At 67.1% G+C, this 21,823-nt stretch carries 32 protein-coding genes; 30 read left to right on the top strand and 2 right to left on the bottom strand.

Annotated elements, in window-relative coordinates; all coding sequences use genetic code 11:
• Positions 1-88: 88 nt before the first annotated feature.
• Entirely contained in the window at positions 89-541 is a 453-nt protein-coding gene (locus tag ACFV20_RS02470; protein WP_385651518.1) for an ATP-binding protein, read from the bottom strand.
• Positions 542-696: 155 nt separating this feature from the next.
• On the opposite strand from ACFV20_RS02470, the gene ACFV20_RS02465 reads away from it, so the two are divergent.
• Together ACFV20_RS02465 and ACFV20_RS02460 are read left to right on the top strand one after the other, a co-directional pair.
• The gene (locus tag ACFV20_RS02465) at positions 697-1,575 is read left to right on the top strand and encodes a helix-turn-helix domain-containing protein (protein ID WP_385651516.1); all 879 of its coding nucleotides are present in this window, start codon (positions 697-699) and stop codon (positions 1,573-1,575) included.
• Positions 1,572-1,763 (top strand): DUF397 domain-containing protein, encoded by a 192-nt coding sequence (locus ACFV20_RS02460; protein WP_385651514.1) that lies wholly within the window; start codon positions 1,572-1,574, stop codon positions 1,761-1,763. Before ACFV20_RS02465 ends, ACFV20_RS02460 begins: the two co-directional genes overlap by 4 nt.
• Here ACFV20_RS02460 and ACFV20_RS02455 read toward each other — a convergent pair.
• Positions 1,760-3,145 (bottom strand): S41 family peptidase, encoded by a 1,386-nt coding sequence (locus tag ACFV20_RS02455; RefSeq protein ID WP_385651512.1) that lies wholly within the window; start codon positions 3,143-3,145, stop codon positions 1,760-1,762. The two genes, ACFV20_RS02460 and ACFV20_RS02455, sit on opposite strands and share 4 nt — an antisense overlap.
• 138 nt (positions 3,146-3,283) lie before the next feature.
• Between ACFV20_RS02455 and ACFV20_RS02450 the strand changes: the two genes are divergently transcribed.
• The 28 genes from ACFV20_RS02450 (at position 3,284) to rplO (ending at position 21,750) form a co-directional block, all read left to right on the top strand.
• Positions 3,284-3,979, top strand: a complete 696-nt coding sequence (locus ACFV20_RS02450; protein WP_385651510.1) for a hypothetical protein — start codon at positions 3,284-3,286, stop codon at positions 3,977-3,979.
• 48 nt (positions 3,980-4,027) lie between these two features.
• Complete coding sequence (locus ACFV20_RS02445; RefSeq protein WP_385651507.1) at positions 4,028-4,675, top strand: hypothetical protein; 648 nt, start codon at positions 4,028-4,030, stop codon at positions 4,673-4,675.
• Positions 4,675-5,142: a hypothetical protein gene (locus ACFV20_RS02440; protein ID WP_385651505.1), complete on the top strand. Its 468-nt coding sequence runs from the start codon at positions 4,675-4,677 to the stop codon at positions 5,140-5,142. Before ACFV20_RS02445 ends, ACFV20_RS02440 begins: the two co-directional genes overlap by 1 nt.
• 156 nt (positions 5,143-5,298) lie before the next feature.
• The gene (locus ACFV20_RS02435) at positions 5,299-9,846 is read left to right on the top strand and encodes an RHS repeat-associated core domain-containing protein (protein ID WP_385651503.1); all 4,548 of its coding nucleotides are present in this window, start codon (positions 5,299-5,301) and stop codon (positions 9,844-9,846) included.
• Positions 9,847-9,873: 27 nt separating this feature from the next.
• Positions 9,874-10,305: an SMI1/KNR4 family protein gene (locus ACFV20_RS02430; RefSeq protein ID WP_385651501.1), complete on the top strand. Its 432-nt coding sequence runs from the start codon at positions 9,874-9,876 to the stop codon at positions 10,303-10,305.
• A 20-nt stretch (positions 10,306-10,325) separates the two neighbouring features.
• Positions 10,326-10,838, top strand: coding sequence for a hypothetical protein (locus ACFV20_RS02425; RefSeq protein WP_385651499.1), 513 nt, complete (start codon positions 10,326-10,328; stop codon positions 10,836-10,838).
• Positions 10,829-11,530, top strand: a complete 702-nt coding sequence (locus ACFV20_RS02420) for a hypothetical protein (protein WP_385651497.1) — start codon at positions 10,829-10,831, stop codon at positions 11,528-11,530. Before ACFV20_RS02425 ends, ACFV20_RS02420 begins: the two co-directional genes overlap by 10 nt.
• A gap of 415 nt (positions 11,531-11,945) precedes the next feature.
• Positions 11,946-12,254: a 30S ribosomal protein S10 gene (gene rpsJ, locus ACFV20_RS02415; RefSeq protein ID WP_003948644.1), complete on the top strand. Its 309-nt coding sequence runs from the start codon at positions 11,946-11,948 to the stop codon at positions 12,252-12,254.
• A 17-nt stretch (positions 12,255-12,271) separates the two neighbouring features.
• Entirely contained in the window at positions 12,272-12,916 is a 645-nt protein-coding gene (rplC, locus tag ACFV20_RS02410; protein WP_033308969.1) for a 50S ribosomal protein L3, read from the top strand.
• A 7-nt stretch (positions 12,917-12,923) separates the two neighbouring features.
• Positions 12,924-13,580, top strand: a complete 657-nt coding sequence (gene rplD / locus ACFV20_RS02405; RefSeq protein WP_234848874.1) for a 50S ribosomal protein L4 — start codon at positions 12,924-12,926, stop codon at positions 13,578-13,580.
• Complete coding sequence (gene rplW, locus ACFV20_RS02400) at positions 13,580-13,999, top strand: 50S ribosomal protein L23 (protein ID WP_333932837.1); 420 nt, start codon at positions 13,580-13,582, stop codon at positions 13,997-13,999. Before rplD ends, rplW begins: the two co-directional genes overlap by 1 nt.
• A gap of 40 nt (positions 14,000-14,039) precedes the next feature.
• Positions 14,040-14,876 (top strand): 50S ribosomal protein L2, encoded by an 837-nt coding sequence (gene rplB / locus ACFV20_RS02395; protein WP_006130778.1) that lies wholly within the window; start codon positions 14,040-14,042, stop codon positions 14,874-14,876.
• A 12-nt stretch (positions 14,877-14,888) separates the two neighbouring features.
• On the top strand, positions 14,889-15,170 hold the full coding sequence (gene rpsS, locus ACFV20_RS02390) for a 30S ribosomal protein S19 (RefSeq protein ID WP_053759516.1): 282 nt from the start codon (positions 14,889-14,891) through the stop codon (positions 15,168-15,170).
• 42 nt (positions 15,171-15,212) lie between these two features.
• On the top strand, positions 15,213-15,560 hold the full coding sequence (gene rplV / locus ACFV20_RS02385; protein WP_053674521.1) for a 50S ribosomal protein L22: 348 nt from the start codon (positions 15,213-15,215) through the stop codon (positions 15,558-15,560).
• A complete protein-coding gene (rpsC, locus tag ACFV20_RS02380) occupies positions 15,560-16,387 on the top strand; it encodes a 30S ribosomal protein S3 (RefSeq protein WP_030839666.1) in 828 nt (275 codons plus the stop codon). Before rplV ends, rpsC begins: the two co-directional genes overlap by 1 nt.
• A gap of 5 nt (positions 16,388-16,392) precedes the next feature.
• Positions 16,393-16,812, top strand: coding sequence for a 50S ribosomal protein L16 (gene rplP / locus ACFV20_RS02375; protein WP_062928590.1), 420 nt, complete (start codon positions 16,393-16,395; stop codon positions 16,810-16,812).
• A complete protein-coding gene (rpmC, locus tag ACFV20_RS02370; protein ID WP_010036720.1) occupies positions 16,812-17,036 on the top strand; it encodes a 50S ribosomal protein L29 in 225 nt (74 codons plus the stop codon). Before rplP ends, rpmC begins: the two co-directional genes overlap by 1 nt.
• The gene (rpsQ, locus tag ACFV20_RS02365; protein ID WP_010036717.1) at positions 17,036-17,323 is read left to right on the top strand and encodes a 30S ribosomal protein S17; all 288 of its coding nucleotides are present in this window, start codon (positions 17,036-17,038) and stop codon (positions 17,321-17,323) included. Before rpmC ends, rpsQ begins: the two co-directional genes overlap by 1 nt.
• A gap of 103 nt (positions 17,324-17,426) precedes the next feature.
• The gene (rplN, locus tag ACFV20_RS02360; RefSeq protein ID WP_003992364.1) at positions 17,427-17,795 is read left to right on the top strand and encodes a 50S ribosomal protein L14; all 369 of its coding nucleotides are present in this window, start codon (positions 17,427-17,429) and stop codon (positions 17,793-17,795) included.
• 2 nt (positions 17,796-17,797) lie between these two features.
• The gene (gene rplX / locus ACFV20_RS02355; RefSeq protein ID WP_003992365.1) at positions 17,798-18,121 is read left to right on the top strand and encodes a 50S ribosomal protein L24; all 324 of its coding nucleotides are present in this window, start codon (positions 17,798-17,800) and stop codon (positions 18,119-18,121) included.
• A complete protein-coding gene (rplE, locus tag ACFV20_RS02350; protein WP_385651491.1) occupies positions 18,121-18,678 on the top strand; it encodes a 50S ribosomal protein L5 in 558 nt (185 codons plus the stop codon). Before rplX ends, rplE begins: the two co-directional genes overlap by 1 nt.
• Positions 18,679-18,683: 5 nt before the next feature.
• Positions 18,684-18,869 carry a type Z 30S ribosomal protein S14 gene (locus tag ACFV20_RS02345; protein ID WP_003948630.1) on the top strand — a complete coding sequence of 62 codons (186 nt, stop codon included), beginning with the start codon at positions 18,684-18,686 and terminating at the stop codon, positions 18,867-18,869.
• A 241-nt stretch (positions 18,870-19,110) separates the two neighbouring features.
• The gene (rpsH, locus tag ACFV20_RS02340; RefSeq protein ID WP_030839654.1) at positions 19,111-19,509 is read left to right on the top strand and encodes a 30S ribosomal protein S8; all 399 of its coding nucleotides are present in this window, start codon (positions 19,111-19,113) and stop codon (positions 19,507-19,509) included.
• Between the two features lie 24 nt (positions 19,510-19,533).
• Positions 19,534-20,073, top strand: coding sequence for a 50S ribosomal protein L6 (rplF, locus tag ACFV20_RS02335; RefSeq protein ID WP_003992368.1), 540 nt, complete (start codon positions 19,534-19,536; stop codon positions 20,071-20,073).
• A gap of 3 nt (positions 20,074-20,076) precedes the next feature.
• Complete coding sequence (gene rplR / locus ACFV20_RS02330) at positions 20,077-20,460, top strand: 50S ribosomal protein L18 (RefSeq protein ID WP_003992369.1); 384 nt, start codon at positions 20,077-20,079, stop codon at positions 20,458-20,460.
• A gap of 41 nt (positions 20,461-20,501) precedes the next feature.
• Entirely contained in the window at positions 20,502-21,107 is a 606-nt protein-coding gene (gene rpsE, locus ACFV20_RS02325) for a 30S ribosomal protein S5 (RefSeq protein ID WP_009190144.1), read from the top strand.
• Between the two features lie 2 nt (positions 21,108-21,109).
• Positions 21,110-21,292 (top strand): 50S ribosomal protein L30, encoded by a 183-nt coding sequence (gene rpmD / locus ACFV20_RS02320; RefSeq protein ID WP_003974250.1) that lies wholly within the window; start codon positions 21,110-21,112, stop codon positions 21,290-21,292.
• Between the two features lie 2 nt (positions 21,293-21,294).
• Positions 21,295-21,750 carry a 50S ribosomal protein L15 gene (rplO, locus tag ACFV20_RS02315; protein ID WP_023547373.1) on the top strand — a complete coding sequence of 152 codons (456 nt, stop codon included), beginning with the start codon at positions 21,295-21,297 and terminating at the stop codon, positions 21,748-21,750.
• Positions 21,751-21,823: the final 73 nt, after the last annotated feature.

The raw sequence follows: 21,823 nt of genomic DNA, 5'->3' as shown, positions 1-21,823 counted from the left end.
GTCGAATCCAGCTGAGTTGGCGATGTTCACCCGCGAGGGTGAGGCGGCCCGGCGGCTGGGAGGAGGGGTGGGGTTTGGTCGGGTTCTTTCACCCTTGTGGTCCTTGGGGGAGGGTGCCTGTGCTGCCGGAACTCAGACTTTCGGGCTCCGGTGAGAAGTCGATCTCCGCCCAGACCGTCTTGCGGGGCGGCAGGCCCCGGGTGACGCCCCAGCGGTCGGCGAGTGCGTCGACGAGGAGCAGGCCCAGGCCGAGTCGGGCCGTCGGCAGCCGATCTGCGCGGGTGTCCGTCACCTCGACGCGGAGGGTTCCGGCGACGACGTAGAGGAGCAGGCGGAAGTCGCGGCCGGGGGTTCGGCCGTGTGTCGCCGCGTTGACCGACAGCTCCGCGACGATCTGCCGCCCCGGGTCCAGCGGCAGTCCCCAGGTGCGCAGTTGTTCGGCGGCCAGGAGACGGGCCAGGCGGGCGCCGCGCGGGGTGGCGGAGAGCTGGAGGCTGAAGTGGCGGACAGAGGTGCGGAGTTCGGGGAAGTTCTGCTTCACGTCACTCAGCGTGGCCGTCCGCGCTTACCGTGAACAGTGACTCAGCGGGTGCGTACGGTGACTGTCCGGAGCTTGTCCGGCGTTGTCCGGGCTGTCGGGGCCGGGCGTAAGGGTAGGGCGCCGGGCACGGTCGTACGACGGCGGAAGGGTGCGGGATGACGGCGGTCGAGGCGGACTCGGGGCGGCTCAAGGGTGAGGCGGACGAGCCGGGTTGGGAGGTCGATCCCGACGACGAGTGGGGTGTCGCGGTCATCACGACCGTGGGGCGGCAGCTGAAGCTGCGGCGTGAGGCGGTGGGGATGCGGGCCGCGGAGTTCGGGGCGGCGGTGGGGTACGGCGAGGACATGGTCTACAAGATCGAGGGCGGGAAGCGGATTCCCCGGCAGGACTATCTGGTCAGGGCGGATGAGGTGCTGGGGGCGGGTGGGCTGATCGCGGCGGCTTGGGAGGACGTGAAGAGGGTTCGGTATCCCAAGAAGGTGCGGGAGCTTGCCAAGTTGGAGGGGCAGGCGGTGGAGATCGGGGTGTACGAAAGCATCAGCATCAACGGTTTGCTGCAGACCCCGGACCATGCACGTGCCCTGTTCGAGTCCTGGCAGCCCACGTACTCGGCGGACGAGGTGGAGCAACTGGTCGCCGCTCGCACGGCCCGGCAGTCCGTATTCGATCGGGCCCCGGCACCAGCGCTCAGTTTCATCCAGGAGGAGGCGACGCTGCGACGCCCGGTCGGGGGCACAATGGTCTGGCGTCAGCAGCTTGAGCGCCTGCTGGAGGTGGGGCGGTTGCGCAACGTCAGGCTCCAGGTGATGCCGACGAGCAGCGACGCCCACCCCGGTCTGAACGGGAGGATCGAGGTGCTGAAGTTCGGGGACGGCACTGCTGTGGGCCGGTCGGATGGTGCGTTCAACGGTCGACCGAGCAATGATCCCAAACAGGTCCGGATCCTCGAACTGCGGTATGGCACGATCCGGGCTCAGGCCCTTCCGCCACGGGAGTCGCTGGCCTTTATCGAGCAACTGCTGGGAGAGACATGATCCGCAACGCTGAACTGGCGTGGTTCAAGAGCAGCTACAGCAGTGGCCCCGACGGCGACTCCTGCGTCGAGATCGCCATAGGCCCCGAGACCGCCACCATCCACGTCCGCGACTCCAAGCACGCCACCCAGGGCCCCCGGCTCGCGCTCACGCCGGAGGCCTGGTCGGACTTCGTGGCCTTCGTCTAGTCCTCGTTCCTCAGGACGCGCACCGCGCGGTCGAACGCCGAGTCACGGTTCTTCGCGAACTCCTCCTTCGTGAAGACCGGTTCGGTCAGGTGGGGCGGGATGCCCGTGCCGTCGTAGGTCCGGCCCGTCCGGTTCAGGAACTCCTCGTTCGGGAGGATCGTCGTCATGCCGTTGGGCAGGTTGCGCACCATGACGTCGGAGAACACCCCCTGGGTCGGCTGCCCGACACGGACCGTGCCGCCCGGCCGGTCGATCAGGGCCTGCGTGAAGGACTCACCGGCGCTGACGGTCGTGCCCGAGGTCAGTACGGCGATGGGCCCGGTGTAGCGGGGCCCGGCCGCCGGTACGACCCGGATGGGCTCGGGGCGGGTGTGCCGGTCCGGGTCCGTGGGGTGGTTGCGGGCGCGCTTGGCGTAGGCGACGTAAGGCTTGTCCGTGAGGCGTTCGGCGATGTGGATGCCGAGGGCGTCGGAGCCGCCGCCGTTGATACGCAGGTCGATGATCAGGCCCTTGAGCCGCCGGATGCGGTCGGTGGTGAGGATCGTGTCCAGGGCCTTGTCGAGTTCGGCGAGGTGGACGGGATAGGGGGCGCCGTCAGGGGCGTAACCGCCGAAGCCGGAGATGCGGAGGTAGCCCTGGCCGGTGGCGCGGCCGGCCAGGTCGGCGTAGGTGATGCGGCCGTTGGCGAAGTCCTGGCGGTACGGGGCGCTCTTGAGGTCGCGTTCGGTGATGAACTTCTTGACCTTGGTGTCCAGTTCCTCACTGGGCGGTTGGGTGCCCGGCCGGACCTGGGCGAAGACCTGGTTCCCGTCCCGGACGGCGACATGGGCGTCGTGGAGGGGCCGCACCATGTCGCTGAAGATGCCGAAGAGCTCCTTGCGGGTGGTGTCCTGGTGCACCTTCGGCCGGTACCGGTCCCTCATGTCCTGCCAGTCGACGCCCTTCGCGGCGAAGAAGGGGTAGTTCTCGGCGAAGGAGTGCCAGAAGACGTCGAAGGCGGTGCGGGGGTCCTGGGGGGTGGGGCGGGTGCAGGCGGCCGGCAGTTCCTGGATCCGCCGCAGCGAGCGGTGTCCGACCGAGGTGTCGTAGCCGAGGGTGGCGCGGTTGGCGCCGGGGCCGGGCCGGACGGTCAGCGTGGCGCCGTCGGCGGTCGCGTAGGTGCGGGGGCCGGTCCGCCGAGCACTGTCACCTTTGAGGCAGCTGACGGACGTCGTCTGGAACTCCTGGAGGGTGTCGCCGTCGAGGGAGAGGACGGTGCCGTAGCCGTCCATGCGCCAGAGCGCGCCGGTGCCCGGTGCGTCGGGGGCGGAGGTGGCCGTGGCGGGCGCCGTGGCGACTGCGGTGAGGGCCAGGGCGAGTGCGGTGGCGGTGGTGGTGCGCACGGATGGGTTCCCCCTGCTGTGTGGTCGGTGCCCCTACGGTGCCTGGGGGAGTGGGCCGCGAGCCATCCGGTGGGCCGGAGGGCGGGGGTGGGGACATCCCCCGGCAGGTTCGCCCCTGCCGGGCCGTGACACTGGAGCATGACTTCAGATGCGTCGCGCGACGAACTCGACCTGGACGCGATCGAGGACCTGTGCAGGTCCGCCACCCCAGGGCCGTGGCACGTCAGGAACCTCGACGACGACCACGCCATGAACCTGGTGGCGGTCAGCACGGTGCCGGACACGGGCCGTGCCGAGCGGTGGCCCGCCTTCGACCACCGGGAACTGATCGCGGCCACCCTCGTCCAGCAACCTCGTTACGTCGACTGCGCCGACGGCCTCTGGGACCAGAACGCCGCGTTCATCGCCATGGCCAGGCAGGCGGTGCCAGAGCTCGTGGCAGAGGTCAGGCGCCTGCGGTGGCTCGTGGAATTCGGGGCGTGCCCCACGGCCGGCACGACAGGCACGGAGTTCGTGATGCCCCTCGACGACGAGATGCTCGTGTACTTCCGGCAGATGGTGGACGTACTGGTGGAACGCGTCGGCGTCGGCCGCGCGGAGGCGGTGGCCAGGATCAACGCGGTGTACGGGACGCGGGAGTCGGTTGCTTTCGGTGTGGGCCTGATGGGTCACGAGCTCCCGGAGTACTGGGCCTACGGGACCTACTACAGCCCGGACCACCGGGACCGTCTTCCCATCGGAGACCCGACCGCCGACGCGGACATCGACTTCGGCACCCACCCTGTCCGCCCGGCACCTCCGAAGGACTCACCGTTCTGGACACTGGATGAGTAGTGGCACGATGTGCGCACACGTGATCGAGCGAACGGGGAGACCGGCGTCATGGCCCGCTACATGGAGACACTGACCGTCGAGCGGGGCGGTTTCCGGATCAAGGTGCCGGAGTCCTGGTGGGAGTTCGACGTACGGCCGGAGTCGCGGGACGACTCGATCCGGCGGATGGTGAGCGAACGGGTGCGGCAGCGCCCGGAGTTGGGTCAGTACCGGGACGCCTACGTCGACTTCCTCCAGAAGGCCGCGGCGGACGCCTGGAAGTCGGGCGCGATGTACTGCGGCTGCATGGCGGAGAGCTTCGGCGGGGACACGCCGATCACGGGTTCGGTGACCGTCTCCCTCGTCGGCGGCCGCAACGAGCGCGGTGAGCCGCTGTCGAACGACCCCGCCGTCATCGCGAGCCAGCTCGCGGTCAAGGAGGCGAAGCGGGAAGGCGACTCCTGGCGGAAGGTCACGACCGTCGACATCCCGGGCGTCGGCCCGGCCGCGCGCACGCACGGCATCGAGGACGTCGAGGTTCCCGGCGACGCCCTCAACCGCACCATCCGAGCCGTCCTGATGCAGACGTACATCCCTGTCCCGGGCCAGGAGGGCAAGGTCGCCCTGGTCGCCGGCAGCAGCCAGGTCCTCGACCTCGCGGACTCGTTCTTCGACATCTTCGACGCGATCACGTCGACGTTCCGGTTCACGGGCTGATGTCCCCCGGGTGGGACTGGGAGCGTGGCGAGAGCCTGCTGGCGCTCGACAACCCCGAGGAGTGGGACGCCGCATTCGAGCGTGGCGAGGCCGGTCTCGGGACGGCGGTGATCGGCCTGGCGTTTCACTGTCCGCTGGCGGACGTGTCCCCGAGGATCGTCAGGGCGATGTGGTTACCGGACCCCGGTCAGCGCGGGTTCGCGTTCACGGCGGCGGGACATGCGGCCAGGCTCAACGGGGAGCTGACCCCGGAGCTGTACGCGGCTCTGCGCGCCGAAGGCCCCGGTGGTTTCGCCGAGAACGCCATCGGGGACACGCTCACCTTCGTGCCGTTCCGGGAACTTCCGGCATGGTTCAAGTGGCGGTGGGCGTACGAGGCCGTGCGGAACAAGCTGGAAGCCTGGTGGTTGCGGTCCGTGTATGCCGTCGAGGACGTCTGGAGGGCTGCGCGCGGACGCGGCGCTTGATGCCGGTCTTCGTGGTTCAGGATCCGGACCCTGCCTTTCCGTCGAACGGTTGTGCCTTGTAAGTTCACGTGTGCATACGGTTGTTGACGTTGGTGTGCGCGTGACGGGGGTTGCGGTATGGCGGGGCACAGGCCTTCGGACTGGCATGTCCTGGACTTGGACAAGGATCCGACGCCGGGTGATCCGCAGCGGGTGCGCACACTCGCGAAGACCCTGCACGACTTCGCCGATGATGTCTCCGACGCGTTGCGTCTGGTCAAGGGGATGGCGGGGGAGGGCACGCTCCTGGAGTGGGCGGGGAAGTCGGCGGATGTCTTCAAGGAGGACTTCGCGGATGTGCCGAAGAACCTCAAGAAGCTGAAGAAGTCCTATGAGATGTGCGGGGATGCGCTGGCGGACTTCTGGCCGAAGCTGGAGCGGGCGCAGTCGCTGGCGGACAAGGCCCTGCGCAAGGGCCGTGAGGCGCGGGACACCCTCTCCTCGGCCCAGTCCCGTCTGACGTCGGCGGACTCGTGGGTGACGCGGGCCGGCAAGGAGGCGGACAAGTACAAGGACGACCCGCCGGGCAGTAAGTCCGACGCGGACAAGCCGGATGAGGCGAAGGTCCGCGCCGCGACCCGGGACGTCCAGCACGCCAAGTCGGCCCAGTCCAAGGCGCAGTCGGACGTCTCCGACGCGCAGGACGCGCTGGCGGCGGCGAAGAAGATGGCCGAGGACGCGCGCAAGATGCGTGACGAGGCGGCCCGCGAGGCGAAGTCGAAGATCGACGAGGCCTCCGACGCCGGCATTCAGAACCGGTCGTGGTGGGAGGAGGTCGGTGACTGGTTCACCGACAACTGGGACACGATCGTCGCGGTGTGCAAGGTCGTCGTGACCGTCGTAGGCATCGTCGCGATGATCATCGGCGGTCCGATCCTGGGTGCGATCGTGCTGATCGCGGCCGCGGTGGTCCTCGCGGACACGCTCTACAAGTACTCCAAGGGGCGGGCGTCCCTCTGGGATGTGGGGCTGGCAGCGCTGGACTGCATACCGGGCATGAAGGGGCTGACCACGCTCGGGGGGCTGGCCAAGGGACTCAAAGTGCTCGGCAGGGGCGGCCTCAAGGGCATGGCCCTGGGCGTCAAGGGACTCGGCAGGAGTGCCAAGGGCCTGGTCGGGGACGGTGCCGGGGGGGCTTACAACCGTCTGAAGACCAAGATCTTCGGTTGCGGTGACCCCGTCGACATAGCAACGGGCGCGATGTATCTGCAACAGACGGATGTCGAACTTCCCGGCCTGTTGCCTCTCGTGTTCACACGCCGTGGCTCCTCGAACTTCCGCTGCGGATGGTGGTTCGGTCCGACATGGTCCTCGACGCTGGACCAGCGGCTTGAGGTGTCCGGCGACAGCGCCGTCTTCGTGACCGAGGACGGCATGTTGCTCACCTATGAGACCCCCTCCACCACCGGCGCTTGCTCCTATCCGGACCAGGGACCTCGCTGGCCGCTCACCCTCCTCGACGGCGGCGGCTTCGAGATCCAGGACCACGACACCGGACTCACACGGACCTTTGCGCCCGCGGTACGAGGTCTCTCACTGCTGCACGAGATATCCGACCGGAACGGCACCTCCATCACGTTCGACTACGACCCGGACGGCACGCCGCTCGCCATGCGGCACTCCGGTGGGTACCACCTGACGTTCATGGTGGCCGACGACAGGGTTCGTGCGCTGCATCTGCGTGGGGCCGGCGAGGGCGGAGCCGACGTCACCGTCAAGCGCTTCCTCTACACGGACGGTCGACTCACTGGAATCGTCGGATCCGCCGGGGCCCCGCTGAGACTCACCTATGACGACCAGCATCGGATCACGGCGTGGACCGACACCAACGGCAGTTCGTACCGCTACTCCTACGACGAGCACGGCCGTTGCACGGCGCAGGGCGGTGAGGCCGGCCATGTCTCCTTCACCTTCGCCTACGACGGCATCGATGGAGACCGGCCAGGTCATAGGGTCACGACGGTGACGAGCGCTTCCGGCGCTCAGAGCCGCTACGTCATCAACGCCGACTCGCAGGTGGTGGCCGACGTCGACCCACTCGGCGGCCGGCGGACAAGGACGTACGACAGTAACCATCACCTCCTGTCGCACACCGATCCGCTGGGCAGGACCACGCGGGTCGATTACGACGATGAGGGCCGCTGCGCGGCGGTCGTGCGTCCTGACGGCGCTCGCAGCGAGTACACGTACAACGCACTCGGCCTGGCCGTGCTGGTCGCTCTACCCGACCGCACGTCTGTCCGGAGTTCCTACGACGAGAAGGGGAACCGCACAGCGGTAACAGACCCCGATGGTGCCACGATCAAGTACGCGTATTCGGCGGGTGGGCACCTGCGTGGAGTGACGGACGCCCTTGGGCACACGACGACGATCCGCACCGACACGTTGGGGCTACCCGTCGAGATCACTGATCCGCTGGGGGGTGTGATCCGCCACGAACGCGACGCGTTCGGACGCACTGTCAGGTTGACGGACCAGATGGGGCACGTCACGAGTCTTGAATGGTCCGTCGAAGGATGGCTGACCCGACAGACGGATGCCGATGGCACGGAGACGTGGGAGTACGACGGTGAGGGAAACTGTCTCCGCCACGAGGACACCGCCGGTCATGTGACCACTTACGAGTACACGCACTTCGACCTGCTGTCGGCCCGTACGGATTCCGCAGGAACGCGGTACACCTACTCATATGATGCGGATCTGCGCCTCAACCAGGTGACCGCGCCCACAGGCGATACTTGGCAGTACATCTATGACGCCGCCGGCCGAATGGTGTCGGAGACGGACTTCGACGGTGCGACCACCCGATGCGCCTATGACCTTGCTGGGCAGCTCATCGCGCGAACGAATTCCATGGGCCAGACCATTCACATGGAACACGACGTTCTGGGTCGCATGCTCCGAAAGCGCCTCGATGGAAGGACCACACACTTCCGATACGACATGGGCGGCCGCCTCACCGAGGCGATGAGTCCGGATGCAACGGTCACCATGACCCACGACGAGACGGGGCGGATCCTCACCGAGACGACCAACGGCCGTCGTCTGACTCACACTTACGACCTGACGGGGCGTCGGCGGAGCCGCGTCACCCCCAGCGGTGCCGTGAGCAGCTGGAGCTATGACTCGGCGGGCAGCGCCGTCGAGCTCGTCAGCTCGGGAAACCCCATGAGCTTCGACCGGGACGGTCTGGGACAGGAACTGGCACGCCGGTTCGGCGACCGCACGGTACTCGCCAGCACGTACGACCCGCGCGGACGTCGGCTCACCCAATCTCTGGTTCACGACGGACACACGCGAGGACGGCGTCGCTACAGCTACCGGTCCGACGGATACCTCACCGGCATCGAGGATTCGGCCGAGGGGCGCAGTGGCTACGAGACGGACCCGACGGGACGCGTGACCGCGGTGCATGGCCCGAAGGGCACGGAACGTTACGGCTACGACGCACAGGGGAACCAGACGCAGGCGTCCTGGCCGGCCGTGTTCCCCGGGCAGGAAGCGGTGGGCGACCGCAGGTACCGGGGGTTGCGTCTGGAGAGGGCCGGCGGCGTGCGTTACGAGTACGACGCGCAGGGACGCATCACGCTGCGGCAGAAGACACAGCTGTCGCGCAGGCCGGACACCTGGCGTTACGAGTGGGATGCCGAAGACCGTCTGACGGCAGTCACAACCCCCGATGGCACCCGCTGGACGTATCTCTACGATCCGCTCGGGCGTCGTATCGCCAAGCAACGGCACACCGCGGACGGTGTCGGCGTCGCGGAGCGCACGGACTTCGTGTGGGACGGCACCACGCTGTGCGAGCAGAAGACGTGGTCCGCCGATCAGCCGCAGGCAGTCGTCTTGACGTGGGACCACCAAGGGCAGCACCCCGTAGCCCAGACCGAACGCATCCTGGATGCGGACGCCGGACACCAAGAAGTCGATCGACGATTCTTCGGCATCGTGACCGACCTCATCGGCACCCCCACCGAACTCGTCGATGAGGAAGGCGAGACAGCTTGGTACGCGCGGGCGACTCTCTGGGGCGCCACCACCTGGAGTCGCACCGCGCGCGCTTACACCCCACTGCGTTTCCCCGGGCAGTACTTCGACCTGGAAACCGGTCTCCACTACAACGTCTTCCGTTACTACGATCCCGAGACCGCTCGTTACCTCAGTAGTGATCCTCTGGGCTTGGCCGCGAGCCCGAACCCCGCCACCTATGTCCACAATGCGTTGACGTGGTCGGATCCGCTGGGGCTCACTCCTTGCGAGGACGCCGCCAGACAAGCCGCGGCCCGAAACGAGACGGTGCTGGGCCCGAACGTGCCCGCGCGGACCGAAGCATCCGTCGGCAGCGCCGCGAGTCACAATTACAAGAAGACATTCTTCGATGCGCATCCCGGGCTCAAGGGGAAGGTTGTCGTCCATCACGCAATCGAGCAGCAGGTACTGAAACGATACCCTGGTCTGTTTTCGGCGGACGAAATGCACTCCTTGGAAAATCTGCGAGGAATACCAAAGGGTGACATCAACAGCAGGGTCCACCTGAGTCAGATCCGTGTCGAGTGGAACAGGTTTTACGATGCGAACCCTAACCCGACTCGGCAGGAAGTGCTGGATCAAGTGACGCGGGTCGATGATATGCTCGGCAACTGGTTCAGCCCGCGCATCCGTTAGTCGTGCACGGAAAGATTGGTCCGAAATATGTGGCGTGAGATCCTTGAGGCATTCCCGTCGGCGGAACTTCGTGGCCCCGTTGATCCCAGTGCTCTCGAGCGGATCGAAGGGGCCCTCGGTCAGTCGCTTCCCGGTGATCTCCGGTCGTTCTTGCTCGAGAGCGACGGACTTTCCGACGAGTACGGCACCGAGGTCGTATGGTCCGCAGAGCGGATTATGGATGACAATCTCTCGTTTCGCGGCGATGAGCAGTACCGCTCGCTGTACATGTCTTTCGACCCTCTGATCTTCTTCGGCGACAACGGCGGTGGTGATCAGTTCGCCTTCGTGCGGCTGCCTGAACGTAATGAGGTGTTTGTCTGGGACCACGAGACGGACAGCCGAAATCTCGTGGCTCCGACTCTCGAGAGCTACGTGCGCAGCGCGCTCGAGAGTGATGGCGAGGACTGGTACCGGTAGTTGGGTGACGAGTTCCGCACATGACGGACATAAGCGGGGAACTGAGTCGCCTTTCCGCCCTCGGTGTGCTCACCGGCCAAACCGTCGAGAGGGTTCTCGATGCCTCCGGCTGGGAAGGCGAGCGCAGGAATCCGGCGAAGCAGTGGGCGACGACGTGGCGCCGCGATGACGCGCACGCTTGGATCCAGGGCGACGGCCCGGTGGAGGTGGAGTTCACGCTCTGGTACCGGGAGGTCGAGGACGAGCGGCCGGACCCGGACACCTACATCGACGAGCTGTACGACGCCGCGTCCGCCGAACTCCCTCGCGTTGCCGCCCAGTTGGAGTCTGGAGTGCTCGGGGCGCGCCTCGAGACCGTGGACGAGGACCTGACGGACGGGGCGGACTACATCGATCACACCGCCTGGCGGATCGGGGACAAGGTCCTCCTGGCCGGCGTCAAGCATGACGACACCGACGCACCCGTTCAGCTGGTGGTCGTGATGCGGGGCCACGACACAGGCGAGCAGGACGACGCGGGGGAGTGGCTCTGACGCGCAGCCTGGAGTGCGGCGACGACCGGGTCGCCCCGGCCCGAGCCGAGCCCCTTGCGCGGGCGGTCTTCGCCGCCCTGGGAGGCGTCGTGGAGATCGGCGCCGTCCGGGCTGCCGGAACCTGGCTGCTCCCCGACGTCTCGGTCGGGGCGTTCCTCGCACCCCGGCAGGAGGACCTGCGCCGTCTCCTGGAGGGCGTGCGGGTGGTCGGGCGGTTCTCCGGAGAGGTCATGGCCGTCGCCGACGATCTCGGGTACTTCGCGGACCACGAGGTGCCCGCGGCCTCCCTGCTGCTCTGGTCCGAGGGGATCACCGGCGTTCCCGAGCCCTCGGAGCGGCTGGAGGAGCCCGAGCCGGTGCGGCGCATGTGCCGTATCGGGGCCGATCTTCAGCTGACCCGGCTGCTTCAGGCCCTGGTCACCGCCGCCCTCGCCGCCGGCACCGAGCCGGGGGAGGGAGCCGCCGGGATCGCGGAGATCCTCCGTGTCGCGTGCGGCCTCGTCGAGCCGGGCCGGGCCGGGGTCACCCCCGCCGATGTCCACCGCATGTGGCGCGTCGCCCACCTGCCCGGCATCCTGCGCCCGGCGTCCGACGCACCCGAGTGGGGGAAGGCCGGCTTCCGGGCCTACGACGCAGACCTGGAGCGGCTCCTGCGGGGGCAGGAGCCCGGGGCGGTCCGGGCTTGTGTTTGACCTGCGTCACCCCCGGGGTATTCTCCTCGGCTCGATTGGCGTCGGCCCTGCCCCATATGGCAGACTGTCCGAGTTGCTCGGTCGAGTGTTGATGCTGTGCGCCTCCCGCCGGGGGGACCGGAAGCGAGTCCCACAGTACTCGTCGCCCTAACTGCCACCACGGCAGCGCTGGGGCGGACGTACGGGAATCTTTCGGGAAGTGCGGTGCGGCACTGGCCAGGCACCCGGTGGGCCTTCGCCCCCGGTCTGCGGTTCCGGAAGGGCCGTGCGCATGCCCAGCAGGGATGTTCGAACAAGGGACATCTGTGTCAGCGGCAGTGCGACACGCCCGACCGCGTGGGTCGGAGGAGCGAAGGCAGCAGAAGGAATCCGCCGGGTTCCAGAGCGTAAGAAGAGACAGGACTACTGAGTAGCCATGGCGGGACAGAAGATCCGCATCCGGCTCAAGGCCTACGACCACGAGGTCATCGACTCCTCGGCGAAGAAGATCGTCGAGACGGTGACCCGCACTGGTGCGTCGGTCGCGGGCCCGGTGCCGCTGCCCACTGAGAAGAACGTGTACTGCGTCATCAAGTCGCCGCACAAGTACAAGGACTCGCGCGAGCACTTCGAGATGCGCACGCACAAGCGCCTGATCGACATCCTCGACCCGACCCCCAAGACCGTTGACTCTCTGATGCGACTCGACCTCCCGGCCGGTGTCGACATCGAGATCAAGCTCTGAGGCCGGTGATCTGAACGATGGCTAAGCAGATCAAGGGCATCCTGGGCGAGAAGCTCGGCATGACGCAGGTGTGGGACGCGAACAACCGTGTTGTTCCGGTCACCGTCGTCAAGGCCGGCCCCAACGTCGTCACCCAGGTCCGCACGAACGACGTCGACGGCTACGAGTCCGTCCAGATCGCGTTCGGCGAGATCGACCCGCGCAAGGTGAACAAGCCCCTCAAGGGCCACTTCGCCAAGGCCGACGTCACTCCCCGCCGCCACCTCGTCGAGATCCGTACCGCTGACGCCAGCGAGTACACCCTCGGCCAGGAGATCACCGCCGAGGTGTTCGAGGCCGGCATCAAGGTCGACGTGACCGGCAAGAGCAAGGGCAAGGGCTTCGCCGGTGTCATGAAGCGTCACAACTTCAAGGGCCTCGGCGCCGGACACGGCACCCAGCGCAAGCACCGCTCGCCCGGTTCCATCGGTGGCTGCGCCACCCCGGGCCGTGTGTTCAAGGGCCTCCGCATGGCGGGTCGCATGGGCAACGAGCGGGTCACCACCCAGAACCTGACCGTCCACGCCGTTGACGCGGAGAAGGGTCTGCTGCTCATCAAGGGCGCGGTTCCCGGTCCGAACGGCGGCCTCGTCCTGGTCCGCACCGCGGCCAAGGGGGCCTGAGGTACCGATGAGCACTGTTGACATCCTTTCGCCTGCCGGCGAGAAGACCGGTAGCGTCGAGCTCCCCGCGGAGATCTTCGGCGTGGAGAAGATCAGCATCCCGCTGATCCACCAGGTCGTCGTCGCGCAGAACGCCGCTGCCCGTCAGGGCACGCACAAGACCAAGACCCGCGGCGAGGTTCGCGGTGGCGGCAAGAAGCCGTACCGCCAGAAGGGCACCGGTCGCGCCCGTCAGGGTTCGACCCGCGCGCCGCAGTTCGCCGGTGGTGGCGTCGTGCACGGTCCCGTGCCGCGTGACTACTCGCAGCGGACCCCGAAGAAGATGAAGGCTGCCGCCCTGCGTCACGCCCTCACCGACCGGGCCCGCCACAACCGCATCCACGTCGTCTCCGGCGTCGTCGAGGGTGAGAACCCGTCGACGAAGGCCGCCAAGACGCTGTTCGGCAAGATCTCGGAGCGCAAGAACCTGCTCCTGGTCGTCGACCGCGCCGACGAGGCCGCGTGGCTGTCCGCCCGCAACCTGCCCCAGGTCCACATCCTGGAGCCGGGCCAGCTGAACACGTACGACGTTCTCGTCTCGGACGACGTGGTCTTCACCAAGGCCGCCTTCGAGTCCTTCGTGTCCGGCCCGAAGGCCAATGACACCGAAGGGAGCGAGGTCTGATGGCCATCCGTCACCCCGCAATCGCCTCCAAGGCCGCGAAGAAGGCCAAGGCCGCTCGCGTCGCCAAGGCGCGTCGCCACGCGACCGAGGGCAAGAACACCGTCGAGACCCCGCTGAGCAAGTCCTTCACGGACCCCCGTGACGTGCTGCTCAAGCCGGTCGTCTCCGAGAAGAGCTACGCGCTCCTCGACGAGGGCAAGTACACGTTCATCGTGGACCCGAGCGCCAACAAGACCCAGATCAAGCAGGCCGTCCAGGCGGTCTTCTCGGTCAAGGTCACCGGGGTCAACACGATCAACCGCCAGGGCAAGCGCAAGCGGACCCGCACCGGCTTCGGCCAGCGCGCGTCCACCAAGCGCGCGATCGTGACCCTCGCTGAGGGCGACCGTATCGACATCTTCGGCGGTCCGACCGCCTGAGGGCGGTCCGGATCGTCCGATATCGGACGAGGACTGAGAAATGGGAATCCGCAAGTACAAGCCGACTACGCCGGGCCGTCGTGGCTCGAGCGTCGCCGACTTCGTCGAGGTCACGCGGTCCACGCCGGAGAAGTCGTTGGTCCGCCCCCTGCACAGCAAGGGTGGCCGTAACAACTCCGGTCGTGTGACCGTCCGCCACCAGGGTGGTGGCCACAAGCGCGCCTACCGCGTGATCGACTTCCGTCGTCACGACAAGGACGGCGTGCCGGCGAAGGTCGCGCACATCGAGTACGACCCCAACCGCACCGCGCGCATCGCGCTCCTGCACTACGCGGACGGCGAGAAGCGCTACATCCTCGCGCCGCGTGGCCTCAGCCAGGGCGACCGCGTCGAGAACGGTCCCGGGGCCGACATCAAGCCGGGCAACAACCTTGCCCTGCGCAACATCCCGGTCGGTACCACGCTGCACGCCATCGAGCTGCGTCCGGGCGGCGGCGCCAAGTTCGCCCGCTCCGCCGGCGCCTCGGTGCAGCTGCTCGCGAAGGAGGGCCAGATGGCCCACCTGCGCATGCCGTCCGGTGAGATCCGCCTGGTCGACGTCCGCTGCCGCGCCACCGTCGGCGAGGTCGGCAACGCCGAGCAGAGCAACATCAACTGGGGTAAGGCGGGCCGTAAGCGCTGGCTGGGCGTCCGCCCGACCGTGCGTGGTGTGGTCATGAACCCGGTGGACCACCCGCACGGTGGTGGTGAGGGCCGTACCTCCGGTGGTCGCCACCCGGTGTCCCCGTGGGGCAAGAAGGAAGGCCGTACTCGTTCGCCCAAGAAGGCGTCGAACAAGTACATCGTCCGCCGCCGCAAGACGAACAAGAAGCGCTAAGGACGGGTTGAGATGCCTCGTAGCTTGAAGAAGGGGCCCTTCGTCGACGACCACCTGATGAAGAAGGTGGACGCCCAGAACGAAGCCGGCACCAAGAACGTCATCAAGACCTGGTCCCGTCGCTCGATGATCGTGCCGGCCATGCTCGGCCACACGCTCGCGGTGCACAACGGCAAGACCCACATTCCGGTGTTCGTCACCGAGTCGATGGTCGGCCACAAGCTCGGCGAGTTCTCGCCGACCCGCACCTTCCGGGGTCACGTCAAGGACGACCGGAAGTCGAAGCGCCGCTAAGCGCGGGGTGGAATGACCATGACAGACACTGGAAGGACAACCATGGAAGCCAGGGCCCAGGCGCGGTACATCCGCGTCACGCCCATGAAGGCCCGCCGCGTGGTGGACCTCATCCGTGGCCTCGACGCCACGGAGGCTCAGGCGGTCCTGCGTTTCGCCCCGCAGGCCGCGAGCCAGCCGGTCGGCAAGGTGCTGGACAGCGCCATCGCCAACGCCGCGCACAACTACGACCACACCGATGTCGACAGCCTCTTCGTCTCCGAGGCCTACGTCGACGAGGGCCCGACCCTGAAGCGGTTCCGTCCGCGCGCCCAGGGCCGTGCCTACCGGATCCGCAAGCGGACCAGCCACATCACCGTGGTCGTCAGCAGCAAGGAAGGAACCCGGTAATGGGCCAGAAGGTAAACCCGCACGGGTTCCGGCTCGGTGTCACGACCGACTTCAAGTCGCGTTGGTACGCCGACAAGCTGTACAAGGACTACGTCAAGGAAGACGTCGCCATCCGTCGGATGATGACGTCCGGCATGGAGCGCGCCGGCATCTCCAAGGTCGAGATCGAGCGCACCCGTGACCGCGTGCGTGTGGACATCCACACCGCTCGTCCGGGCATCGTCATCGGCCGCCGTGGCGCCGAGGCCGACCGCATCCGCGGTGACCTCGAGAAGCTCACGGGCAAGCAGGTCCAGCTGAACATCCTCGAGGTCAAGAACCCCGAGACCGACGCTCAGCTGGTTGCCCAGGCCGTCGCCGAGCAGCTCTCCTCCCGCGTCTCCTTCCGCCGCGCCATGCGTAAGAGCATGCAGTCGGCGATGAAGGCCGGCGCCAAGGGCATCAAGATCCAGTGCGGTGGCCGCCTCGGTGGCGCCGAGATGTCCCGCTCGGAGTTCTACCGCGAGGGCCGCGTGCCCCTGCACACGCTCCGCGCGAACGTGGACTACGGCTTCTTCGAGGCCAAGACGACCTTCGGCCGCATCGGCGTGAAGGTCTGGATCTACAAGGGCGACGTCAAGAACATCGCCGAGGTCCGCGCCGAGAACGCCGCTGCCCGTGCGGGTAACCGCCCGGCCCGTGGTGGCGCCGACCGCCCGGCCCGTGGTGGCCGCGGTGGCGAGCGTGGCGGGCGCGGTCGTAAGCCGCAGCAGGCTGCCGGCGCCGAGGCCCCCAAGGCCGAGGCTCCCGCCGCCGCTCCGGCTGAGAGCACCGGAACGGAGGCCTGACCGTCATGCTGATCCCCCGTAGGGTCAAGCACCGCAAGCAGCACCACCCCAAGCGCAACGGCATGGCCAAGGGTGGCACTCAGGTCGCGTTCGGCGAGTACGGCATCCAGGCGCTGACCCCGGCGTACGTGACGAACCGCCAGATCGAGGCCGCCCGTATCGCCATGACCCGCCACATCAAGCGTGGCGGCAAGGTCTGGATCAACATCTACCCGGACCGCCCCCTCACCAAGAAGCCCGCCGAGACCCGCATGGGTTCCGGTAAGGGTTCTCCTGAGTGGTGGATCGCCAACGTCAAGCCCGGACGTGTGATGTTCGAGCTGTCGTACCCCAACGAGAAGATCGCGCGCGAGGCCCTGACCCGTGCGGCTCACAAGCTGCCGATGAAGTGCAAGATCGTCAAGCGCGAGGCAGGTGAAGCGTGATGTCGGCCGGTACCAAGGCGTCCGAGCTGCGCGAGCTGGGCAACGAGGAGCTCCTCAACAAGCTCCGCGAGGCCAAGGAAGAGCTGTTCAACCTCCGCTTCCAGGCGGCGACGGGCCAGCTCGAGAACCACGGCCGGCTCAAGGCCGTCCGTAAGGACATCGCGCGGATCTACACCCTGATGCGTGAGCGCGAGCTGGGCATCGAGACGGTGGAGAGCGCCTGATGAGCGAGAGCAACGTGACTGAAGAGACCAAGACGGACCGCGGCTTCCGCAAGACCCGTGAGGGTCTGGTCGTCAGCGACAAGATGGACAAGACCGTCGTCGTCGCCGTCGAGGACCGCGTCAAGCACGCGCTGTACGGCAAGGTCATCCGCCGTACGAACAAGCTCAAGGCCCACGACGAGCAGAACGCCGCGGGTGTCGGCGACCGCGTCCTCCTCATGGAGACCCGGCCGCTGTCCGCGACGAAGCGCTGGCGCGTCGTCGAGATCCTCGAGAAGGCCAAGTAATCCCTCCTAGGGGGATTCCCTAGGAATCGTTCCGCCAGGCTCGGGGCGGGTGTGCGCGTGTCGCAGCCCGCCCCGGGAACCGGCAGACAATCAGGAGATAGACGTGATCCAGCAGGAGTCGCGACTGCGTGTCGCCGACAACACTGGTGCGAAGGAAATCCTTTGCATCCGTGTGCTCGGTGGCTCCGGTCGCCGCTACGCGGGTATCGGTGACGTCATCGTCGCCACCGTCAAGGACGCGATCCCCGGCGGCAACGTGAAGAAGGGTGACGTCATCAAGGCCGTCATCGTTCGCACCGTCAAGGAGCGCCGCCGTCCGGACGGCTCGTACATCCGTTTCGACGAGAACGCCGCTGTCATTCTCAAGAACGACGGCGACCCTCGTGGCACCCGTATCTTCGGCCCGGTCGGCCGGGAGCTGCGCGAGAAGAAGTTCATGAAGATCATCTCCCTCGCGCCGGAGGTGCTGTGAGCATGAAGATCAAGAAGGGCGACCTGGTTCAGGTCATCACCGGTAAGGACAAGGGCAAGCAGGGCAAGGTCATCGCGGCCTTCCCCCGCGAGGACCGCGTCCTGGTCGAGGGTGTCAACCGGGTCAAGAAGCACACCAAGGCCGGTCCGACGGCTCGCGGTTCGCAGGCCGGCGGCATCGTCACCACCGAGGCGCCGATCCACGTCTCCAACGTCCAGCTGGTCGTGGAGAAGGACGGCAACAAGGTCGTGACCCGCGTCGGTTACCGCTTCGACGACGAAGGCAACAAGATCCGCGTTGCCAAGCGGACGGGTGAGGACATCTGATGACGACCACCACCACTCCGCGTCTGAAGCAGAAGTACCGTGAGGAGATCACGGGCAAGCTGCGTGACGAGTTCAAGTACGAGAACGTCATGCAGATCCCCGGTCTCGTCAAGATCGTGGTCAACATGGGTGTGGGCGACGCCGCCCGCGACTCCAAGCTGATCGAGGGCGCCATCCGCGACCTCACCACGATCACCGGTCAGAAGCCGGCCGTCACCAAGGCCCGCAAGTCCATCGCGCAGTTCAAGCTGCGTGAGGGCCAGCCGATCGGTGCCCACGTCACGCTTCGTGGCGACCGCATGTGGGAGTTCCTGGACCGCACCCTGTCGCTCGCGCTCCCGCGCATCCGCGACTTCCGCGGCCTGTCCCCCAAGCAGTTCGACGGCCGTGGCAACTACACCTTCGGTCTCACGGAGCAGGTCATGTTCCACGAGATCGACCAGGACAAGATCGACCGCACCCGGGGTATGGACATCACCGTGGTGACCACGGCGACCAACGACGCTGAGGGCCGCGCGCTCCTTCGTCACCTCGGCTTCCCCTTCAAGGAGGCGTGAGCGAGATGGCGAAGAAGGCTCTGATCGCTAAGGCTGCTCGCAAGCCCAAGTTCGGTGTGCGTGGCTACACCCGCTGCCAGCGCTGCGGCCGCCCGCACTCCGTGTACCGCAAGTTCGGCCTCTGCCGCGTGTGCCTTCGTGAGATGGCTCACCGTGGCGAGCTGCCGGGCGTGACCAAGAGCTCCTGGTAATCCCCTTCATCAGGGATTACAGGGCTCTCGGTAAGCACGTAGGGGTGGCAGGACGCCCGGCCCGCATGCCTTAGGCTTGTGGGGTTGGGCGTCTGCCGCCGCCCTTTCGCTCGCGGACACCTGTCCGCTCATTGCATGCTTACTACGCCGTAGGTCCACCGCGCCGCACCCGTCCCGTCTCGGATCGGGGAGAGGGATGGCGCACCAGGAAACCCCGGCGAGAGAGGCCGAAGGCCAATTCATGACCATGACTGATCCGATCGCAGACATGCTGACGCGTCTGCGGAACGCGAACTCGGCATACCACGACTCCGTGACGATGCCGGCGTCCAAGATCAAGTCGCACATCGCGGAGATCCTCCAGCAGGAGGGCTTCATCACGGGCTGGAAGGTCGAGGACGCCGAGGTCGGCAAGAACCTCGTCCTGGAGCTGAAGTTCGGCCCCAACCGTGAGCGCTCCATCGCGGGCATCAAGCGGATCTCGAAGCCCGGTCTCCGGGTGTACGCGAAGTCCACCAACCTGCCGAAGGTCCTGGGCGGCCTGGGCGTGGCGATCATCTCCACGTCCCACGGACTCCTGACCGACAAGCAGGCGCAGAAGAAGGGCGTGGGTGGGGAAGTCCTCGCCTACGTCTGGTAATTCGGGAACGGAGGAGAGACAGCAATGTCGCGTATCGGCAAGCTCCCCATCCCGGTTCCCGCCGGCGTGGACGTCACCATCGACGGCCGTACGGTCGCGGTCAAGGGCCCCAAGGGCGAACTGACCCACACCGTCATCGCGCCGATCGACATCGCGAAGGCCGAGGACGGCACCCTTCAGGTGCTCCGGCCCAACGACGAGCGGCAGAGCAAGGCCCTGCACGGCCTGTCCCGCACGCTGGTGGCGAACATGATCACCGGTGTGACCCAGGGATACGTCAAGAAGCTCGAAATCAGCGGTGTCGGTTACCGTGTCGTGGCCAAGGGCTCCAACCTGGAGTTCTCCCTGGGCTACAGCCACCCGATCCTGGTCGAGGCCCCCGAGGGCATCACCTTCAAGGTGGAGTCCCCGACCCGCTTCTCGGTCGAGGGCATCGACAAGCAGAAGGTCGGCGAGGTTGCGGCCAACATCCGCAAGCTGCGCAAGCCCGACCCGTACAAGGCCAAGGGCGTCAAGTACGAGGGCGAAGTCATCCGCCGCAAGGTCGGAAAGGCGGGTAAGTAAGCCATGGCATACGGGCAGAAGATCCTTAAGGGCGACGCCTACAAGCGCGCCGCGATCAAGCGCCGCCACATCCGTATCCGTAAGCACATCAACGGTACGGCGGAGCGTCCGCGTCTGGTCGTTACCCGCTCGAACCGCCACATCGTGGCCCAGGTGATCGACGACATCAAGGGTCACACCCTGGCGTCGGCGTCCACCCTGGACAGCTCGATCCGCGGTGGCGAGGGCGACAAGTCCGCGCAGGCCAAGCAGGTCGGCGCCCTGGTCGCCGAGCGCGCCAAGGCCGCCGGTGTCGAGGCCGTCGTGTTCGACCGTGGTGGTAACCAGTACGCGGGGCGCATCGCCGCCCTGGCGGACGCCGCCCGCGAGGCCGGACTCAAGTTCTGAGTCGGTTCCGTAGCTAGCGGAAACAGAGAGAGGTAATTCCAATGGCTGGACCCCAGCGCCGCGGTGGCGGTGCCGGTGGCGGCGAGCGGCGGGACCGGAAGGGCCGTGACGGCGGCGCTGCTGCCGCCGAGAAGACCGCGTACGTTGAGCGCGTCGTCGCGATCAACCGCGTCGCCAAGGTTGTGAAGGGTGGTCGTCGCTTCAGCTTCACCGCGCTGGTCGTGGTGGGCGACGGTGACGGCACCGTGGGTGTCGGATACGGCAAGGCCAAGGAGGTGCCGGCCGCCATCGCCAAGGGCGTTGAGGAGGCCAAGAAGCACTTCTTCAAGGTCCCCCGCATCCAGGGCACCATCCCGCACCCCATCCAGGGTGAGAAGGCTGCCGGCGTCGTGCTCCTGAAGCCCGCGTCGCCCGGTACCGGTGTGATCGCCGGTGGTCCGGTGCGTGCCGTGCTCGAGTGCGCCGGTATCCACGACGTGCTGTCGAAGTCGCTCGGCTCCGACAACGCGATCAACATCGTGCACGCGACCGTGGAGGCCCTGAAGGGTCTGCAGCGTCCCGAGGAGATCGCGGCCCGCCGTGGTCTGCCCCTCGAGGACGTCGCCCCCGCGGCTCTCCTGCGTGCGCGTGCCGGGGCGGGTGCGTAATCATGGCGCAGCTCAAGATTACGCAGGTCAAGTCCTACATCGGCAGCAAGCAGAACCACCGTGACACCCTGCGTTCCCTTGGTCTCAAGGGCATCAACACGCAGGTCGTCAAGGAGGACCGCCCCGAGTTCCGCGGCATGGTGCACACCGTCCGCCACCTCGTGACGGTCGAGGAGGTCGACTGATCATGGCGGAGCAGAACCCGCTCAAGATCCACAACCTCCGTCCCGCCCCCGGCGCCAAGACCGCCAAGACCCGTGTCGGTCGTGGTGAGGCGTCGAAGGGTAAGACGGCCGGTCGTGGTACCAAGGGCACGAAGGCCCGTTACCAGGTTCCGGAGCGCTTCGAGGGTGGCCAGATGCCCCTCCACATGCGTCTCCCGAAGCTGAAGGGCTTCAAGAACCCGTTCAAGACCGAGTTCCAGGTCGTGAACCTCGACAAGCTGGCCGCGCTCTACCCCGAGGGTGGCGAGGTCACCGTCGAGGGTCTGGTGGCCAAGGGGGCCGTTCGCAAGAACAGCCTCGTCAAGGTCCTCGGCCAGGGTGAGATCTCCGTGGCGCTGCAGGTGACGGTCGACGCCGTCTCCGGCTCCGCCAAGGAGAAGATCACCGCCGCCGGCGGTACTGTCACCGAGCTCGTCTGAACACCACAGGCGTCTCGATGACCTGAGCGATCCCGACCGGGGATACCCCACAAATGGGGTATCCCCGGTTGGT

Origin of the sequence: Streptomyces sp. NPDC059696, from assembly GCF_042733745.1 — a bacterium.
Lineage (GTDB): Bacteria > Actinomycetota > Actinomycetes > Streptomycetales > Streptomycetaceae > Streptomyces.
This window is presented reverse-complemented; position numbering and strand designations above follow the sequence as displayed.

Bases quoted from the DNA above. Each gene is read 5' to 3' on its own strand.
- ACFV20_RS02465 (WP_385651516.1), top strand. From the start codon at position 697: ATGACGGCGGTCGAGGCGGACTCGGGGCGGCTCAAGGGTGAGGCGGAC.
- ACFV20_RS02460 (WP_385651514.1), top strand. From the start codon at position 1,572: ATGATCCGCAACGCTGAACTGGCGTGGTTCAAGAGCAGCTACAGCAGT.
- ACFV20_RS02450 (WP_385651510.1), top strand. From the start codon at position 3,284: ATGACTTCAGATGCGTCGCGCGACGAACTCGACCTGGACGCGATCGAG.
- ACFV20_RS02445 (WP_385651507.1), top strand. From the start codon at position 4,028: ATGGCCCGCTACATGGAGACACTGACCGTCGAGCGGGGCGGTTTCCGG.
- ACFV20_RS02440 (WP_385651505.1), top strand. From the start codon at position 4,675: ATGTCCCCCGGGTGGGACTGGGAGCGTGGCGAGAGCCTGCTGGCGCTC.
- ACFV20_RS02430 (WP_385651501.1), top strand. From the start codon at position 9,874: ATGTGGCGTGAGATCCTTGAGGCATTCCCGTCGGCGGAACTTCGTGGC.
- ACFV20_RS02425 (WP_385651499.1), top strand. From the start codon at position 10,326: ATGACGGACATAAGCGGGGAACTGAGTCGCCTTTCCGCCCTCGGTGTG.
- rpsJ (WP_003948644.1), top strand. From the start codon at position 11,946: ATGGCGGGACAGAAGATCCGCATCCGGCTCAAGGCCTACGACCACGAG.
- rplC (WP_033308969.1), top strand. From the start codon at position 12,272: ATGGCTAAGCAGATCAAGGGCATCCTGGGCGAGAAGCTCGGCATGACG.
- rplD (WP_234848874.1), top strand. From the start codon at position 12,924: ATGAGCACTGTTGACATCCTTTCGCCTGCCGGCGAGAAGACCGGTAGC.
- rplW (WP_333932837.1), top strand. From the start codon at position 13,580: ATGGCCATCCGTCACCCCGCAATCGCCTCCAAGGCCGCGAAGAAGGCC.
- rplB (WP_006130778.1), top strand. From the start codon at position 14,040: ATGGGAATCCGCAAGTACAAGCCGACTACGCCGGGCCGTCGTGGCTCG.
- rpsS (WP_053759516.1), top strand. From the start codon at position 14,889: ATGCCTCGTAGCTTGAAGAAGGGGCCCTTCGTCGACGACCACCTGATG.
- rplV (WP_053674521.1), top strand. From the start codon at position 15,213: ATGGAAGCCAGGGCCCAGGCGCGGTACATCCGCGTCACGCCCATGAAG.
- rpsC (WP_030839666.1), top strand. From the start codon at position 15,560: ATGGGCCAGAAGGTAAACCCGCACGGGTTCCGGCTCGGTGTCACGACC.
- rplP (WP_062928590.1), top strand. From the start codon at position 16,393: ATGCTGATCCCCCGTAGGGTCAAGCACCGCAAGCAGCACCACCCCAAG.
- rpmC (WP_010036720.1), top strand. From the start codon at position 16,812: ATGTCGGCCGGTACCAAGGCGTCCGAGCTGCGCGAGCTGGGCAACGAG.
- rpsQ (WP_010036717.1), top strand. From the start codon at position 17,036: ATGAGCGAGAGCAACGTGACTGAAGAGACCAAGACGGACCGCGGCTTC.
- rplX (WP_003992365.1), top strand. From the start codon at position 17,798: ATGAAGATCAAGAAGGGCGACCTGGTTCAGGTCATCACCGGTAAGGAC.
- rplE (WP_385651491.1), top strand. From the start codon at position 18,121: ATGACGACCACCACCACTCCGCGTCTGAAGCAGAAGTACCGTGAGGAG.
- ACFV20_RS02345 (WP_003948630.1), top strand. From the start codon at position 18,684: ATGGCGAAGAAGGCTCTGATCGCTAAGGCTGCTCGCAAGCCCAAGTTC.
- rpsH (WP_030839654.1), top strand. From the start codon at position 19,111: ATGACCATGACTGATCCGATCGCAGACATGCTGACGCGTCTGCGGAAC.
- rplF (WP_003992368.1), top strand. From the start codon at position 19,534: ATGTCGCGTATCGGCAAGCTCCCCATCCCGGTTCCCGCCGGCGTGGAC.
- rplR (WP_003992369.1), top strand. From the start codon at position 20,077: ATGGCATACGGGCAGAAGATCCTTAAGGGCGACGCCTACAAGCGCGCC.
- rpsE (WP_009190144.1), top strand. From the start codon at position 20,502: ATGGCTGGACCCCAGCGCCGCGGTGGCGGTGCCGGTGGCGGCGAGCGG.
- rpmD (WP_003974250.1), top strand. From the start codon at position 21,110: ATGGCGCAGCTCAAGATTACGCAGGTCAAGTCCTACATCGGCAGCAAG.
- rplO (WP_023547373.1), top strand. From the start codon at position 21,295: ATGGCGGAGCAGAACCCGCTCAAGATCCACAACCTCCGTCCCGCCCCC.